The organism is Sorangium sp. So ce281 (genome assembly GCF_051527395.1).
Taxonomy (GTDB): Bacteria; Myxococcota_A; Polyangia; order Polyangiales; family Polyangiaceae; genus Sorangium; species Sorangium cellulosum_B.
On record NZ_CP150322.1, the window covers coordinates 10,588,483 to 10,603,459 of the forward strand.

A 14,977-nucleotide genomic window follows, 5' to 3' on the forward strand; every position below is an offset into this window, starting at 1 on the left:
CCCGTGGCGTCCCAGAGTGCACGAGCTCGCCGGTCCGAAACAAGCGGCGATATCTCCACGGACCGCCATCGATGCACGTCCGATGAGAATTTTCGTCCCGAATACGCAATGCAACGCCCGGTGTCCCTCGGAGCCTCCGGCGCCCTGGAAAGGCCTAGACGCGCACGCACGAACGATGTTAACGATGTTAAGAGGAACGCCGCGCCACCGTACGCTGTCGCGTGTGCCGGGCGCCCTTCATCGACCAGAGTGGTGCATGCGCAGTCCTCGGCCAGCAACCTGTTTTCCGTTGGGAACAGCGCTGTTCCTCGTGCTGTTCACGACCGCCACCGCGCACGCGGCGGGGCCTCCCGAGCGCTCCCGGCCCGTCAAGGAGCTCATCCGCGAGGCCGAGGCGGCGGTGGCTCGCCTCGATATCGCGCGGGCCCGGGAGCTGTGGGCCGAGGTCTACGAGATCGAGCGGTCGAACGTCGCGATGTGCACCATGGGGCAGCTCGACGCGCGGATGGGCCGCTGGGCGGAGGCCATGGTGGAGCTGTCGCAGTGCGTCGACCAGATGCCGGCCCCCCGCACGAAGCAGGAGCGGAGCCTGTACGAGCGGCGTCACGCCGACCTCGCCCGTGCCCGGACGCGGGTGGGCGAGATGGTCCTCGTGCCGGCGCCCGGCGTCGTGGGCATGCTCGTGAACGGCCGCGGGGTGAAGCATGGCAGCAGCCGCGTCTTCGTGCCGCCCGGCCAGCACGAGGTGACGGCCGTCGGCGAGGATGGTCAGGTCGCGCGCACGAGCGTGAAGGTGGAGGCGGGCGAGTCGAAACCGGTGCCGCTCACGCTCGACAAGCCGGCGCCGGTGGATCGCGCGCAGGGGCCGGAGCGGGCGTCTGGGTCGCCGGCTCCTGGGCCGGCGGCGCCGAAGGGGCCGCCGCAGGGGGCAGCCCGGCCCGGGCCGGATCTCCGGGTGGTCGTCACAGGCACGATGGCCTCCGTCGGGTTGCTGGTCACGGGCGCCGTGTGCCTGCAGAGCGCGCAGGGGTTTAAGCAGGAGGCGACGGCTGCCTGGAAGAGCGCTGACTCCGGGCGAGCGGCGGGCACGGCGCTTCGGCCTGACTACAACGAAATCATTGATACGGCCGCCACCGGGAAGCTGATGAGCGTCCTCGGGACCGGCGCGCTCGTCACGGGGGCGGCGGCGGGCGTGGCCACCCTCGTGTACGTGTGGCTGCCGAACGACACGCAGATCCGGGTGGCGACCCACGGCGCAGAGATAAGGTTTCGATGGTGAGCGCCGGCGACGCCATAGAGGGCCATCTCCTCGGTGCGCCTCGTGAAGCTCGCAGGAGGATCGACCGATGCGACGGCTGATCTGCCTGGCTCTCTCCGCGATGACGCTGCTGGCGTGTGAAGACGAATCATTCGTCCCGCTGATGACCCCGCCGCCCTACACGATCCCCGTGCTGTGGATGTGGGTTGGGCCGCAGGACGAGGCGCCGCCCTGCGCCGACGGCCAGCCGCCCCGGTGGGAGGGATGGATGCCCGAAGAGCCGCCGGATCGCTGCGATGGGTGCGCGTGCGGGCCGGCCGCGTGCGTGCTGCCCTCCCGGCTGACCACGGACGCGCTGAGCTGCCCCGGCGGTGGAAGCTCGGTGAGCGTCGATGGTGGCGACGGATGGGATGGGACGTGCGCCGCGCTGCCATCGCCCGTCCCGGCCGACGAGCTCGCGTCGATCCTCTACGACCCGCCGGCGCTCTCGCCGTGTACGCCTTCGGAGACGCCCGAACCGCCGCCGGTCCCTGCGAGGTTCGTCCGGGTGTGCGCCGGCGACACCGACCACGAGCCGCCGGGGTTCATCGCCTGCATGCAGGCCGGCAGCGACGGCACCTGCTGGGATGGATACACCCGACACGAGTTCTTCGAGGAGCTGATCGACGACCGCGCCTGCGCCCCGTGTGAGTGTGGTCCGCCGGCGGGAGGCACGTGCGTCGCCGAGCTCACTTTGTACGGAGACAGCGCGTGCAATGACCGCATGGATGCGGCGCTCTCCGCCGGCCTCGGGGAGATGCCCTGTACGGACATCCGCTCGTCCCTGCCGCTCGGCGCCGTGCGCGCCTCGCTCGTGGAGGCGGCGCCGGGCGCCTGCTCCCCCAGCGTTCCGGCCGTCATCGGCCCCCTGCAGCGACGCGAGCCTCACGTCGTGTGCGCCTTGCCCGAGACCTAGAGCAGTCATGCGGACTATGAAGACATGCATGTCGAGCATGCGGCGCACGCTCCTGGTCATGCTATCGCTGCCTGCGATGGCATGCGAGAACTACCCGGACATCGCAGGGAAAGCGTCCATCCTTCTCGACGACGAAACCCTGGTCCTGGACACCGGCGATGATGGGCAGCGGTTCGTGAAAACGGGAGAGCGTTGGTCAACGGCGTGCGACACGGACGATGGCGAGTTGTCGATGATGCTGGAGCGCGCGCGCGACGGCGATCCGCCTCTCAAGGTGATCGCATTGTTCGTCAGCAAGGAGAGAGAGAACGGAGAGCTCGCTCCGAACGTCATCACAGAGCTGAAAAAGCAGCGCTATGGCGGTTTTTGCGACGTCGTGGCGACGGTCGGCGGCGATCCGCGCGACGTGGAGTTCTCGGCGGCCGACTGCGAGCTCCTGCGGGCCTTCGACGGCCATCGTGCATGGCTCGTCTCCGCATCGTTTCATGTCAAGGAGTGCGAGAACGAGTAGGGCACGGCGGGCGCGGCCGGGTTCGGCGCGCGCCCGCGGCGGGGCACGCGCGTTCTCCTGAGCCGGAGGCAGGGGCGCCGCGACGCGCCCGGCCGCGTATGCACAAAATTGGGCTTATTACCAAAAAGAGCACGAACCTGGCACGAGCCTTTGTGTCTTGGGGTATACGCAAGGACCCCCCTCATCTGGTTCGCGAGCATTCCTGACATCTGCCAAACATCATCCATGTCATCGATCGCCACGCTGGTGTTCTTCCGGCCTGCCTCATATCCCTACACGGCCGTAAATCAGCCCCACCAGATGAGCGCGCTCGCTCGTTACCTTCTAGCTCCCAAGAGCGACCTGAGCGTACCCTATTGGGAACGCGACTACATTGACGGAACACAGCGGTATAACTTGATTCGCTGCAGCTTCGAAAAGTCGCTCGTTGAGTCCAAGAAAGCGGTGGTGATGATACACCCATGGCCGAGCGGCGCCCAGTTTGGCGAAGCCATCAATCCTGGCCTCCCCGGGCTCCTCAAAGCCGCGCTCCACCTGCTCTGGGCCGAGCAGCGCATCGGCCGTGGAGTCAGCCAGGTTCGCCTGGGGCGACTCGGATTGTCGGGCTTCAGCCGCGGCGGCGATGGGCTTTGGCCTGCGCTTCAAAGTACGATCCAACGCACCGATGAAGTGTACGGGTTCGACGCCACGGGAACTGCTGATTATGCAGGCACCATTGTACAATGGGCCATGTCACGGCCCGAGTCGCGCCTGCGCCTCGTGGGCGGCGCATACCGTATGGTCGCGAACGAGAGCATCGTGCGGACCGTGAAACAGATGGCCGGCATCACGTCACCAGACCCTCTGCCCCGCGTGACGACCGTACCACTCACCGAAGATGGCTGGAAACAAGGCGACAACCCCTACTGGGATCACGTGGTGAAGGAAGCTCCCGACATGCGTTTCGACGACGATACGCGGCACCAGTTCGCGATCTTCGGCGGATATAGGACCTTTCCGCCTCCCATACTGACGACGTTTTTGGAACGGTTCCTGCGAGATTCACTTTACGTATGAGGATCCAAGGTATTGCGCTTGTAATCGCAGGGTCCTTGAGTCTACCTCTCGGATGTGAGTCGCCGCCGGAAGCGTTCGCGCCTAGCAGGACGATCGCAACTTCTCCGCCTCCTCTCGATGCGGCGCCGATACCGGTTCAGGCACAGGAGGACAGGCTTTCCCGTTTCCTCGCCATTGCGGCAGGAACAGCGCCGCTGCCGGCCGTAAACAGCCCTGATTGGCGAACCCTTCGGGAAGCCGCATTCGTGACGCTCGGCAGCGAAGTGACGTCTTCCACTCCGGTAGATATCGTCGCCGAGGTCCTCGCACGAACGCGGGATACGCGCGGCCTCGAAGCCCTCCGCCGATGGGTCACGAGATCGAACATTCCTCCCGACGAGCGCCGCGCAATCGTGCTTTCGTTGCTGCGAGTCCCTGGGCCTGCCCTGCGTTCGTTGCCTCGTTCGCTCCTGGAGCTAGGAGAAGCTTCTGCGCACGTCGGCGCGCCTTACCCACTTGGGGCCCTGAACGATGCGATGGGGGCGCGAGGGCAGACGTCACTCCGAGCTCTTGCGCTCGCGTTGGCACACGCCATCGGTGACGATCAATCGCGGTCGTTTCTACGTACTATTGCAGAGGATCAGACACGGTCTTCACCGCGACCGGACGTGCTCGCGCAGATCCGATGCCCGGAGGGGTGGACCCTCGATCGCTCCGAAGCAGAGGCACTCGCGAGCGATCGCCTCATCGCTCTCTCGCTCATCGGCGATCGTTCCCTCTTCGAACGAGCCGCCCACAGCCCATCTGAACCTCTGCTCGTACGCACATGGAGTCGGGCCATGCTGGCGCCCCGCGATGCAAAACGAGCACAGGCACGGGCGGACGCGGCCGCAGACAAGAGCAACCGGAGCAGCAAGCAGCCCTGGGAGGTTTATCGGGCAGGAGCGCCGTGCCGGTAAGAGCACGCAAGACGTAGGAGGTCCTCGCTGCCTCCTGGCTGCGCGTACGTAGCCGCTCCGCAGACCGCGTTCCGAAGCGTGCTTGTGGAGGGGGGGCGGCGTGGGTAGAGCGCCGTGCATGGGGAAGCGACGTTCCGGGGACGCAGGCGTCGAAGTTCCGAGCACGACGACGGGTGCTGGAGCTGTCAGCGCCGCATCTCGCTTGGCGAGGGGGCGAGGCCGCCCCCGCCCGGGCGAGGCGGTCGGAGCAGCGGGAGACCGGCATGCGGGTCGAGATGAAGCAGCGTAAGTGCGCGTCCAGTCCTTGATTTTTCAGAGTCGCCTCCGCCCTCTTCGAGGTCGTCTCCGCCCTCCTCGAGGTCGTCTCCGCCCTCCTCGAGGTCGTCTCCGCCCTCCTCGAAGTCGTCTTCGCCCTCTTCGAGGTCGTCTCCGCCCTCCTTGAAGTCGTCTCCGCCCTCCTCGAGGTCGCCTCCGCCCTCTTCGAGGTCGTCTCCGCCTCCCGCAGCCCCTTCTCCGCCTCCCGCAGCCCCGTCTTCCGCGGCGCCTCGGCGGGACGGCCGGAGCACGGGCCAAGGCCGACGCGCCCGATCGCGCGCCATCAGCCCGGTGCGCCGGTCCGCGGCGAGTCGGCGGATTGCGATGCCGAGCCCCGCGTCATCGTATAGGAAAGGGAGCCCATGGCGACGTGTCCCCACCTCCGCCACCTCCGACGCGCGCGCGCGGCCGCGCTGCCGGCGCTCCTTGGCCTCAGCTTGCTCCCCGCGGCCGCCGCGGCGCAGCCGGCGGCGTCCGGAGAGACGCCCGCCGCCGACCCGCTGTTCGCGCCCAGATCCGCCGTGCGGCGCGGCGGGCTCGCCGCGGGCATCGCCGGAGGCCTGGCGCTCGGGAGCGCCGCCGGCTTCCAGAACGACGTCCAGAAGATCGGATTCCAGCGTCATTACACCGAGACCGGCGTCGGGATCGGCGCCGGAGGCTATGTCTGGATCGGCGGCGCGCTCGCGGACTGGCTCACGTTCGGCGCGGCCTTCGGCGGACACGGCCTGAGCGCAGCCGACCACGCCTCCCTCGCCGGCGGGTTCATGCTCCACACCGAGGTCTTCCCGCTCTTCTCGCTCGCGGATCGGTGGAGGGACGTCGGCGTCGCCTTCGACGCCGGCACGGGCGTCGCGTACACGACCTCCGACGCCGACGGCGCCGAGGTCATCGACGGCGCCCTGCCGGCCCGCATCGGAGGCGGCGTGTTCTACGAGGGGATCCGGCTCTGGAAGGTGGCGATGGGCCCGTGGCTCTACGCCGACTACACGTGGAGCACGTCGGTCCGCCAGCCAGGGTTCTACCTGGGGTGGCGCACCGCCCTCTACACCGGGCCCTGACCGGACGGCGGCCTGGTCCTCGACGCCGCGGCGCCGAGCGCGAGCGGGCTCCGCCGCGCCTGCGCGTCCCCCTCCGGGAGCGCCAGCGTGCGCCGGACGCCGCGCCGGATGAGCTGCATCGCCACGTAGGACGCCATGCCCACCAGGATCCTCCGGCCGATCTCGCGGGACACGCTCGGCTTGCCGCGCGGCGCCACCCGCTCCGGGTGCCGCCAGAAGCGCACGAGCGCGCGGAGGCGCTCGCCGCCCGGCCGCTCGTTGCGCGCGCGGGCCTTCTTGATCAGCACGATCGCCGCCGCGCCGCCCGCGATCGCGAGCAGGAGCCCGCCGGCGAGCACCTCGGGGCCGTGCCGGCGCACCCGCGACCGCACGTCGACGAGCGCGTGGCGCCGCCGATCGAGCGCCTCGATCGTGTGCATCAGCCGGTCGCGCAGCTCGTCCGCCCTGCGCTCGAAGTCCGCGCGTTGACCGTTCAGCCCCTTCATACGAGCTCCCGGACCAGCCGGACGTCCGCCCCGAGGCGGCCCCGGGTCCTCTCGAGCGGCCTCTTCGGCGCGCGCTGGTAGCCGACCACGCCCACCACGATCGCCAGCGCGATGAACGCGAGCCCGATCAGCAGCGCCGGCAGCGGCTCCGGCGCGATCGCCAGCGCGATCGCGACAAGCACCAGCGCGACCCCGAGGAGCGCCGCGGCCGCCGCGGCGCCGAGCGCGACGCACGACGCCTTCGCCCGCGAGATCTCCTCGTTCATCTCGTCGCGCGCCAGCGCGACCTCGACCTGCATCAGCTCCCTGGCCTCGGCGATCGCCTCCTTCACGAGATCTGCCGTCGAGCTCTCCGGCCTGGGATCCACCTGCCTCATGGGACACCTCTTCGCCTCGCGGCGTGAACGCGCTCGGGGGCGGCGCAGGCAGCCGGCGGCGCGCGGGTCACCCACCGAGCCCCCGCCACCGACTGCGCCACGCCACCCTCGCCGTGCGTCGCCGTGCATACAGCGCGCCAGCCCCATCCTCGCGGAGGCGCGCGCCGCGCGGCCGCGGCGGCCGCCCGCCCCCCCCGGGCGGCGGGCGATCAGGGCAGGACGCCGGAGACCACGCGCTCGTGCCCGCCGTAGTCGAGGTGCTTCGCGACGTCGCCGAACCCCGCCGCGGCGAAGAGCTCGGCCACCGCGCCCGCCTTGCCGGCCTCGACCTCCACGGCCAGCACCCCGCCGGCAGCGAGCAAGGCCGGCGCGCCCGCGACGATCCGGCGCGTGAAGACGAGGCCGTCCGGGCCCCCCGCGAGCGCGAGGTGGGGCTCGTAGCCGCGGATGTCGATCTGCAGCGCGGCGACGTCCTCGTCCGGAATGTACGGTGGGTTCGCGGTGATCAGGTCGTAGCGAAGGCCGGAAGGCGCGCCGTCGAGGAGATCCGAGCGCAGGAACCCCGCGTTGACCGCGCCGAGGCGGAGCGCGTTCTCGCGGGCGACGGCGAGCGCGCCGTCCGAGATGTCGATGCCGAGGACGCGGCTGGTCGGCCGCTCGCACGCGAGGCTGACGGCGACGCAGCCGGACCCGGTGCACAGGTCGAGCACGCGCGCGGAGAGGGCGAGGTGCCTCGTCCGGGCGAGGCCCACCTCGACGAGGATCTCGGTGTCGGGGCGGGGGATGAGCACGCGCGGATCGACGCGGAACGGGCGGCCGTAGAACTCCCGCACACCGAGGAGATAGGCGACCGGCTCGCCGGCGCGGCGGCGCTGGTGCAGCTCGCGGTAGGCGGCGAGCTCGGCCCGGTCGAGCGGCCGCTCGGCGTCGATGAGCAGCCCGACGCGATCGATGCCCAGCACCTTGCCGAGCAGGAGCTCGGTGTCGAGGCGCGCCGAGGACGCGCCGCGCTTCTTCAGGTCGCCCGTGGCCCAGGTGATCACGCGCCGGATCGTCCAGGCCTCGCTCTGCTGCTCGCCTTCGGAGGACATGGTCACGGGAGCGGTGCGGCGGCGACGGCGTCGCGGACGGCGGCGGTGACGACGGCCTCGACCTCGGCGCGGGCCGCGTCGCGGTCCGCGACGGACCGCCCCTCGAACCGCAGCACCAGGATCGGGCCGGTGTTGGAGGCGCGGCAGAGGCCCCAGGCCCCGCCGCCGAAGTCGATGCGCGCGCCGTCGATGTCCACGACCGGACGGGCGCGGCGGAAGTGCTCGGTCACGCGGTGGACGACCTCGAACTTCACGGCGTCGGGGCAGTCGACGCGGATCTCGGGGGTGGCGAAGGTCTCCGGCACGTCGGCGAGCAGCTCGCCGACGGGCCGCCGCGCCCGGGCGACGATCTCGAGCAGGCGGACCGTCGCGTAGATCGCGTCGTCGAACCCGAACCACCGATCGGCGAAGAACATGTGCCCGCTCATCTCGCCGGCGAGCAGGGCGCCCTCCTCTTTCATCTTGGTCTTGATGAGCGAGTGGCCCGTCTTCCAGAGGATAGGGCGCCCGCCGCGCGCGGCGATGTCGGCGTAGAGCGTCTCGGAGCACTTCACCTCCCCGAGCACGGCCGAGCCGGGGCGCTCCGCGAGGAGCGAGCGCGCGAACAGGAGCAGCAGCTTGTCCCCCCAGAGCACCTCGCCGCGCTCGTCGACCACGCCGATCCGATCGCCGTCGCCGTCCCACGCGACGCCGAGCGCGGCGCCGGTCGCGAGCACGCGGGCGCGGAGCGCCTCGAGGTTCTCGGGCACGGTCGGGTCCGGGTGGTGGTTCGGGAAGAGGCCGTCGATGTCGCAGAAGAGCGCGTCCGGCGTGAAGCCGAGCGCCGCGAGCGTCCGGACGCCGAGCGGGCCGGCCGCGCCGTTGCCGGCGTCGATCACGAAGCGGACGTCGGTGCCGGACAGGCGGGACGCGGCGCGCACCGCCGCGATGTAGTCCTCCGCGAGATCGACCTCGGTGAGCGCGCCCCGCGCCGCCGCGGCGCTCCGGCCATCGGCGCCCCCCTCCTCGATGAGGTCGGCGAGGGCCTGGATGTCCTCGCCGAAGAACGAGGCCTTGCCGCGCATGAGCTTGAACCCGTTGTCCGGCGCCGGGTTGTGGCTCGCCGTGATCATGATCGCGCCGTCGGCGTGGAGGTGGTGCGCCGCGAAGTAGAGCAGCGGCGTCGGCCCGACCCCCGCCGAGATCACGTCGGCGCCGCCCGCGAGCAGGCCGTCCGTGACGGCGGAGAACAGCCGGTCGCTCGAGAGGCGGCCGTCCCGGCAGACCGCCACCTGCGGCCGGGCCCGGCGAGGAGGCGCCCCCGCGGCGAGCTCGCGGCCGAGGAGCAGGGCGAACGCGGCGCCGAGCTCGCGCGCGAGCTCGCTCGTGAGGTCGCGCTCGGCGGCGCCGCGGATGTCGTACTCGCGGAAGATGTGTCGGGGGACCTTCATGGACCAGGCAGAGGAGCGCGCGGCGCCCGCGCTGCAGGGCGGGCCGGCGCCTCGCACGCTCTGACACGGCGCAATCGTGGGCGAAACGAAAAACGCCGCGCGCGCAGCGTGGGCTCGCCGGCTCGCCGCCGCCTCGCCGCCGCCTCGCCGCCGCCTCGCCGCGCCGTCACCGCGATCGCGCCGCCTCGCCTCGCCGCCTCGCCGCGCCGACATCGCGATCGGCCCGCCGCGCCGCCTCGCCGGCTCACGGATTGCGTTCCTGGCCGCCGGACGGGTAACTTGGGCGCGTGGAGCCCAGGACCACATGATGACGCGCCCACAGAGGACCGGTCTCGCTGCCGTGGTGGCCCTCCTCGCCTGCAGCAACGCCGCCCGTGCGGCGGAGCCGTCGCCCACCGCCCTACCGATCACCGTCGTCGTCCTCCGGACCGACGACGCCTACGACCAGGCCGGCGCGCTGACCCAGGCGCTCCGCTCCGCCATCAAGGAGGCCCCGGGGTGGTCGGTCAGCGAGGAGGATTTCTCGCTCGAGGTCCTGACGCTCTCCCTCCAGTGCGACGATCGTCCCGACGCGGGCTGCCAGGCCCGCATCGCCGACCAGATCAAGAGCGACCGCTACATCTGGGGCATGCTCCGCAAGAGCGACACCGAGGTCGAGGGCGAGCTGCACCTCTGGACCCGCGGCAAGCCCGAATCGAGCGTGCCGGTGAAGTACAGCGCGAACCTCACCGAGGCCAACGACGAGCCGCTCCGCAAGATCGCCGCGCAGGCGATCGCGACGCTGACCGGCGGGCCGCCGAGCGGGGCCCTCCGCGTGAGGACGGGCGCCGCGCAGGCGAGCGTCTTCATCGACGGAAAGCCCGCCGGCAACGTGCACAACGGCGAGGCGACCTTCACCGTCACGGCCGGGCCGCACGACGTGCGCGTCAAGTCGGCCGGCTTCCTCGACTCCCAGGCGTCGGTCGTGGTCCTGCCCGTCGCCACGACGGACGTCGCGCTCAGCCAGATGCCAGCCGAATCGACGCGGACCAACTGGAAGCGCATGGGCGGGTTCATCGGCCTCGGCGCCGGGGCGGTGTTCGGCTCCGTCGCCGTCATCAGCTCCGTCCAGGTCGCGAGCATCCAGAACGACGCGCGGTACATGGCCTATCGAGGGCTGTTCACGGAGAACGTCGATGACGTCTGCGCGCTCGAGAACCGCAGGGCCATCCAGGACGACTTCACCGCCGACGCGAAGACGGCCCGCAAGGGCATCGAGCTCTGCGAGAGGGCCGACACGTTCATGGCGCTCCAGTACGTCTTCTACCCGCTGGCGGTGGCGTCCGCGGGTGTCGGCGCGTACCTGCTCGTGACGAGCGACGGCCAGACCGCGGAGCGCACGGGCTGGAGCGTGCAGCCCAGCGTCGGCCTCGGCGGCGGCGGCGTCGACGTGACGTACCGCTGGTGAGCTCTGCCTCGCTGGCTGCGATGACGGGGGGCCGACCGTGCGGGTGATCGCCGGCCGGCTCGGCGGCCGGCGGCTCGCCGCGCCGCGCGGCGAGGGCACGCGGCCGACGGCGGACCGCGTGCGCGAGGCGCTCTTCTCCTCGCTCGGCGACGTCACCGGCGCGGTCGTCTGCGACCTGTACGCCGGCACCGGCGCGCTCGGCATCGAGGCGCTCTCGCGCGGCGCGCGGCGCGCGGTCTTCGTCGAGAGCGGCCGCCCCGCGCTCGCCGTGCTCCGCGAGAACCTCGCCGCGCTCGGCCTCGACGAGGCGGCGCGGGTCGTCCCGCTCCCTGTCGAGCGCGCGCTCGATCTGCTCCGCGACGAGGGCCCCTTCGACCTCGCCCTGCTCGATCCGCCCTACGCCGTCCTGGCCAGGGCCGCCGCCGCGGCCGCGCGCCTCGCCGGCCCGCTCGGCTTGCTCGCCCCGGAGGGGCGCCTCGTCCTCGAGCACGCGCGCCGCGATCCCTCCCCGGAGATCGCCGGGCTCACCTGCGCCGCGAGCCGCGCCTACGGTGACACCGCGGTGTCGTTCTACACGCGCTGAGCCGCCTGCGCGCGCCAGCCACGCGTGCTGAGCCGCCTGCGCGCCAGCCACGCGCGGGCAGCCCTCCGCGCCGCGCAGCGCTGTCGTGTTCATCCGGGGCGCATCCAGTTTCCTGGCGCGCTTCCCTGCCCGCCCTTGTAGACTCGCCCCGCCGGACGCGCCCGCGTCTCGGCTCCGGCGCACGACGGTCCCGCCGAAGCGGCCGGACCTCGCGCGTCTCTCCGGGAGGACTTCTCAACGTGTCCGCATCGATGCCTCCGTCATCCCAGCAGATCCCGGGAAAATCCGGCGGCCCTGGGCCTTACATCGCGGGAATGGTCGTCCTTGCTGCGCTCATGGCGGGCCTGCTCTACTGGAAGCTGCGCCCGGAGCCGGCCACGCCGCCCGCCGCGCCGACCGCCGCTGTCCCCGCGGACACGAGGCCCGCGGAGCCTCCGCCGCTGTTCGCGCCCCCGCCGCCGCCGCCCGTCGAGGAGCTCGAGGACGCCGGCGTGGACGCCGGCAAGGTCACCTCGGGGCAGGGCCCGGCCACCACCGGCAAGTCGCCTTGCTCCGGCAAGTGCGGCGACGGCGCGACCTCGCCCGCGCTCGACTCCGCCGTCCTGGGGCTCGCTCGCTCGGCGCAGGGTTGTTATAACCGCGCGCTGCGCACCTCGGAGGTCTCCGGCAAGCTGACGGTGAGCGTGCAGGTCGCCTCCAACGGCGCGGTGTGCAGCGCCTCGATCCTCAACGACACGGTGGGGTCGGGCGAGATTGCGTCTTGCGTCCTGGGACGTTTCCGCGGCAAATCACTGCCTCCGCCGCAGAGCGGATGCGTCGTGGTGAACGTTCCGATCAACTTCACCATCAAGCAATAGGAAGCAGCCGATGCGAACGCTCCCCCCCCGGATGGCCAGCTTGCTCCTCCTCGCGCTCGCGCTCGCGCCGCTCGTCCTGCAGAGCGCCGCGTGCCACGTCGATGAAGGGACCACGGCGCTCTGTGACAACAACCTCGACGCCGACAAGGGAATCGAGACCGATCCGGACGGTTGCTATCAGCTCCCGTCCTGCGTGGTGAATGGCCAGCTGGCGGCCCCTGAGGAGTGCTGCAAGAACGCGGAGGGCCTCGTCAACCCGGAGTGCGTCAAGGGGTATGCGTCGCGGACCTCCTCGGCCAGCACGGGCGGCGACGGCGGCTCGGACGGCGACGGGGGAAGCGGCGGCTCGGGTGGTGCCGGCGGCGCGGGTGGTGCCGGCGGCGCGGGCGGCGCGGGCGGCGCCGGGGGGAGCGGCGGCTAGGCCGCGCGCGTCGATCGCGCCGTGGCGAGGAGCGCCGCTTCGAGCCGGGGGATCCTGCTCTCGGTCGCCTACGACGGGCGCCCGTTCGCGGGCTTCGCCCGCCAGCGCGACCAGCGCACGGTCTCGGGAGAGCTGCTCGGCGCGCTGCGCGTCATCGACCCCGGCATCCGCGAGATCCGCGGCGCGAGCCGCACCGACGCGGGCGTCCACGCGCGCGACCAGCGGGTCGCCTTCGACACGGCGGCGCCGCTGCCGCCGCGCGGCTGGGTCCTCGCGACCGCGCGCCACCTCCCGGAAGAGATCGTGATCCGGCGCGCGGCCGTGGTGCGCCTCGGGTTCTCGCCGCGCTTCGAGAGCCTCCGCAAGCGCTACCGCTACCTGGTCCTCCGGGATCTGGTCCGCGACCCGTTCCTCAGCCGTCGCGCCTGGCGGGTCGAGGGCATCACGGACGAGGCGATCGAGCGGGCGCGCGCCGAGGCGCTCGCCGCGAAGGGCACCCACGACTTCGCCGCGTTCCGGACGAGCGCGGACGAGCGGACGACCACGGTGCGGACGCTGTACGGCGTCGAGCTGTCGCTCGATCCCGCGGACCCGCGCGTCGTGCGGATCGACGTCGAGGGGAACGCGTTCCTGCACAACATGGTGCGCATCCTGGTCGGCACCTTGATGGACGTGGCGCGCGGCCACCTCGCGCCCGGCGCGATCGCGCGCGCGCTCTCGTCGCTGGACCGGCGCGACGCAGGGATCACGGCGCCGCCGGACGGGCTCTACCTCGAGCGCATCCACCTGCGCGACGACGGGCAGGAGGCCTGGCCGGCGGGGCCTTCCGACGGAGGCTCGGCGGACGACGCCGCGCCGATGGACCCCGGCGCGCCGGCGGACAGCGCCCCCGAGCAGTGACGCCCCCCGTCGCCGCGCGCGCGTCACACAGAATCCAACGCGGACACATGGACGGCCCGCGCTGGCCTTGGTAGCACAGCGAGGTGCACGTCGGACTGGACCGCCTCCCGGATCTTCCGCAGCTCCAGCGCCTCCGTTCGACTCGCCTGGGGGTCCTTGCGCACCCGGCGAGCGTCGATCGCGAGCTGACCCACATCGCCTTCGTCCTCGAGCGCCTCCGCCTGCGCCCGTGCCTCTTCTTCGGCCCGGAGCACGGCTACGGCGGCGAGGCGCAGGACATGGCGACGGTGATGAGCAGCGTCGACGCGCGCTCCGGCGCGGGCATCGTCAGCCTGTACGGCGAAAGCTTCGAGGATCTCTCGCCTTCCGCGGCGCACCTCGCGCAGATCGACGTGCTCCTCATCGATCTCGCCGACGTCGGCGCGCGGTACTACACGTTCGTCTGGACGGCGCTCCTCGCGCTGCGGGCGGCCCACGCGGCGGGCGTGCACGTCGTGCTGCTCGACCGGCCGAACCCCCTCGGGGGCGCGGCGGAGAGCGTCGAGGGCGCGACGCAGGCGCCGGGGTTCCTGTCGTTCGTCGGCCTGGAGCCGGTGCCCATCCGCCACGCGCTCACGGTGGGCGAGCTGGTCGCGCTCTTCGCGCGGCGCGAGGGCATCCCGCTCGGCGACGTCGCCTGCGGGCTGCAGGTCGTGGCGGTCGAGGGTCATCGCCGGGAGGCGCTCGCGTCCGGGTGGGATCGCCCGTTCGTCCTGCCGTCGCCCAACATGCCGACGGCGGACACCGCGCTCGTCTACCCGGGCGGCTGCCTGCTGGAGGGGACGAACCTGTCGGAGGGCCGCGGCACGACGCGCCCGTTCGAGATCGTGGGCGCCCCCTGGCTCGACGGCCGCGATCTCGCCGCGCGCCTCGCGTCCACGGCGCTGCCGGGCTTCGTCGCGCGGCCGCTCACCTTCCGGCCCACCTTCCAGAAGCACGCGGGCAAGACCTGCGGCGGCGTCCAGATCCACGTCACCGATCCGCGCGCCTTCCGCCCGGTCGCGACGTACGTCGCGCTCATCGCGTTCGCCTGCAGGCAGCAGCCCGAGCAGTTCCGCTTCCGCACCGAGCGGTACGAGTACGTCGACACGATCCCGGCCTTCGATCTGCTCACCGGCTCCGCTGCCGCGCGCCTCGCCATCGCGGCCGGCGAGGATCCGCTGGCGATCGCCATGGAAGTGTCGCGCGCGGATCCGGCCTGGCCCGAGGTGATGCGGGAGGCGCAGGCGGCCGTCTCCGCCTGCTGAGCGCCGCCC

The 14,977-nt window shown here is 71.9% G+C and carries 15 protein-coding genes; 11 read left to right on the forward strand and 4 right to left on the reverse strand.

Going from position 1 to position 14,977, the window contains the following annotated elements:
• The first annotated feature begins 289 nt into the window (after positions 1 to 289).
• The 5 genes from WMF27_RS40485 to WMF27_RS40505 all read left to right on the forward strand — a co-directional run bounded on the left by WMF27_RS40485 (position 290) and on the right by WMF27_RS40505 (position 6,091).
• Positions 290 to 1,279, forward strand: a complete 990-nt coding sequence (locus tag WMF27_RS40485; protein ID WP_437943456.1) for a tetratricopeptide repeat protein — start codon at positions 290 to 292, stop codon at positions 1,277 to 1,279.
• Positions 1,280 to 1,346: 67 nt separating this feature from the next.
• Positions 1,347 to 2,213: a hypothetical protein gene (locus WMF27_RS40490; protein ID WP_437943457.1), complete on the forward strand. Its 867-nt coding sequence runs from the start codon at positions 1,347 to 1,349 to the stop codon at positions 2,211 to 2,213.
• A 28-nt stretch (positions 2,214 to 2,241) separates the two neighbouring features.
• Positions 2,242 to 2,724 carry a hypothetical protein gene (locus tag WMF27_RS40495; RefSeq protein WP_437943458.1) on the forward strand — a complete coding sequence of 161 codons (483 nt, stop codon included), beginning with the start codon at positions 2,242 to 2,244 and terminating at the stop codon, positions 2,722 to 2,724.
• 225 nt (positions 2,725 to 2,949) lie between these two features.
• Positions 2,950 to 3,780, forward strand: a complete 831-nt coding sequence (locus WMF27_RS40500) for a hypothetical protein (protein ID WP_437943459.1) — start codon at positions 2,950 to 2,952, stop codon at positions 3,778 to 3,780.
• Between the two features lie 1,615 nt (positions 3,781 to 5,395).
• Positions 5,396 to 6,091, forward strand: a complete 696-nt coding sequence (locus tag WMF27_RS40505; RefSeq protein ID WP_437943460.1) for a hypothetical protein — start codon at positions 5,396 to 5,398, stop codon at positions 6,089 to 6,091.
• Here WMF27_RS40505 and WMF27_RS40510 read toward each other — a convergent pair.
• The 4 genes from WMF27_RS40510 to WMF27_RS40525 all read right to left on the reverse strand — a co-directional run bounded on the left by WMF27_RS40510 (position 6,076) and on the right by WMF27_RS40525 (position 9,474).
• Positions 6,076 to 6,576 carry a hypothetical protein gene (locus tag WMF27_RS40510; protein ID WP_437943461.1) on the reverse strand — a complete coding sequence of 167 codons (501 nt, stop codon included), beginning with the start codon at positions 6,574 to 6,576 and terminating at the stop codon, positions 6,076 to 6,078. The genes WMF27_RS40505 and WMF27_RS40510 overlap by 16 nt on opposite strands.
• Positions 6,573 to 6,953 carry a phage holin family protein gene (locus tag WMF27_RS40515; RefSeq protein WP_437943462.1) on the reverse strand — a complete coding sequence of 127 codons (381 nt, stop codon included), beginning with the start codon at positions 6,951 to 6,953 and terminating at the stop codon, positions 6,573 to 6,575. The genes WMF27_RS40510 and WMF27_RS40515 overlap by 4 nt, the downstream gene beginning before the upstream one ends.
• Positions 6,954 to 7,162: 209 nt before the next feature.
• The gene (gene prmC / locus WMF27_RS40520) at positions 7,163 to 8,044 is read right to left on the reverse strand and encodes a peptide chain release factor N(5)-glutamine methyltransferase (protein ID WP_437943463.1); all 882 of its coding nucleotides are present in this window, start codon (positions 8,042 to 8,044) and stop codon (positions 7,163 to 7,165) included.
• A 2-nt stretch (positions 8,045 to 8,046) separates the two neighbouring features.
• Positions 8,047 to 9,474: a phosphomannomutase/phosphoglucomutase gene (locus WMF27_RS40525; RefSeq protein ID WP_437943464.1), complete on the reverse strand. Its 1,428-nt coding sequence runs from the start codon at positions 9,472 to 9,474 to the stop codon at positions 8,047 to 8,049.
• Positions 9,475 to 9,814: 340 nt separating this feature from the next.
• Here WMF27_RS40525 and WMF27_RS40530 point away from each other — a divergent pair, with 340 nt between their 5' ends.
• The 6 genes from WMF27_RS40530 to WMF27_RS40555 all read left to right on the forward strand — a co-directional run bounded on the left by WMF27_RS40530 (position 9,815) and on the right by WMF27_RS40555 (position 14,968).
• The gene (locus tag WMF27_RS40530) at positions 9,815 to 10,921 is read left to right on the forward strand and encodes a hypothetical protein (protein ID WP_437943465.1); all 1,107 of its coding nucleotides are present in this window, start codon (positions 9,815 to 9,817) and stop codon (positions 10,919 to 10,921) included.
• Positions 10,922 to 10,958: 37 nt separating this feature from the next.
• A complete protein-coding gene (gene rsmD, locus WMF27_RS40535; protein ID WP_437763548.1) occupies positions 10,959 to 11,504 on the forward strand; it encodes a 16S rRNA (guanine(966)-N(2))-methyltransferase RsmD in 546 nt (181 codons plus the stop codon).
• 314 nt (positions 11,505 to 11,818) lie between these two features.
• Positions 11,819 to 12,361, forward strand: a complete 543-nt coding sequence (locus tag WMF27_RS40540) for an AgmX/PglI C-terminal domain-containing protein (protein ID WP_437943466.1) — start codon at positions 11,819 to 11,821, stop codon at positions 12,359 to 12,361.
• Between the two features lie 10 nt (positions 12,362 to 12,371).
• The gene (locus tag WMF27_RS40545; RefSeq protein WP_437943467.1) at positions 12,372 to 12,782 is read left to right on the forward strand and encodes a hypothetical protein; all 411 of its coding nucleotides are present in this window, start codon (positions 12,372 to 12,374) and stop codon (positions 12,780 to 12,782) included.
• Positions 12,783 to 12,803: 21 nt separating this feature from the next.
• Positions 12,804 to 13,682 carry a tRNA pseudouridine(38-40) synthase TruA gene (gene truA / locus WMF27_RS40550; RefSeq protein WP_437763545.1) on the forward strand — a complete coding sequence of 293 codons (879 nt, stop codon included), beginning with the start codon at positions 12,804 to 12,806 and terminating at the stop codon, positions 13,680 to 13,682.
• A gap of 83 nt (positions 13,683 to 13,765) precedes the next feature.
• Positions 13,766 to 14,968 (forward strand): exo-beta-N-acetylmuramidase NamZ family protein, encoded by a 1,203-nt coding sequence (locus tag WMF27_RS40555; protein ID WP_437943468.1) that lies wholly within the window; start codon positions 13,766 to 13,768, stop codon positions 14,966 to 14,968.
• Positions 14,969 to 14,977: the final 9 nt, after the last annotated feature.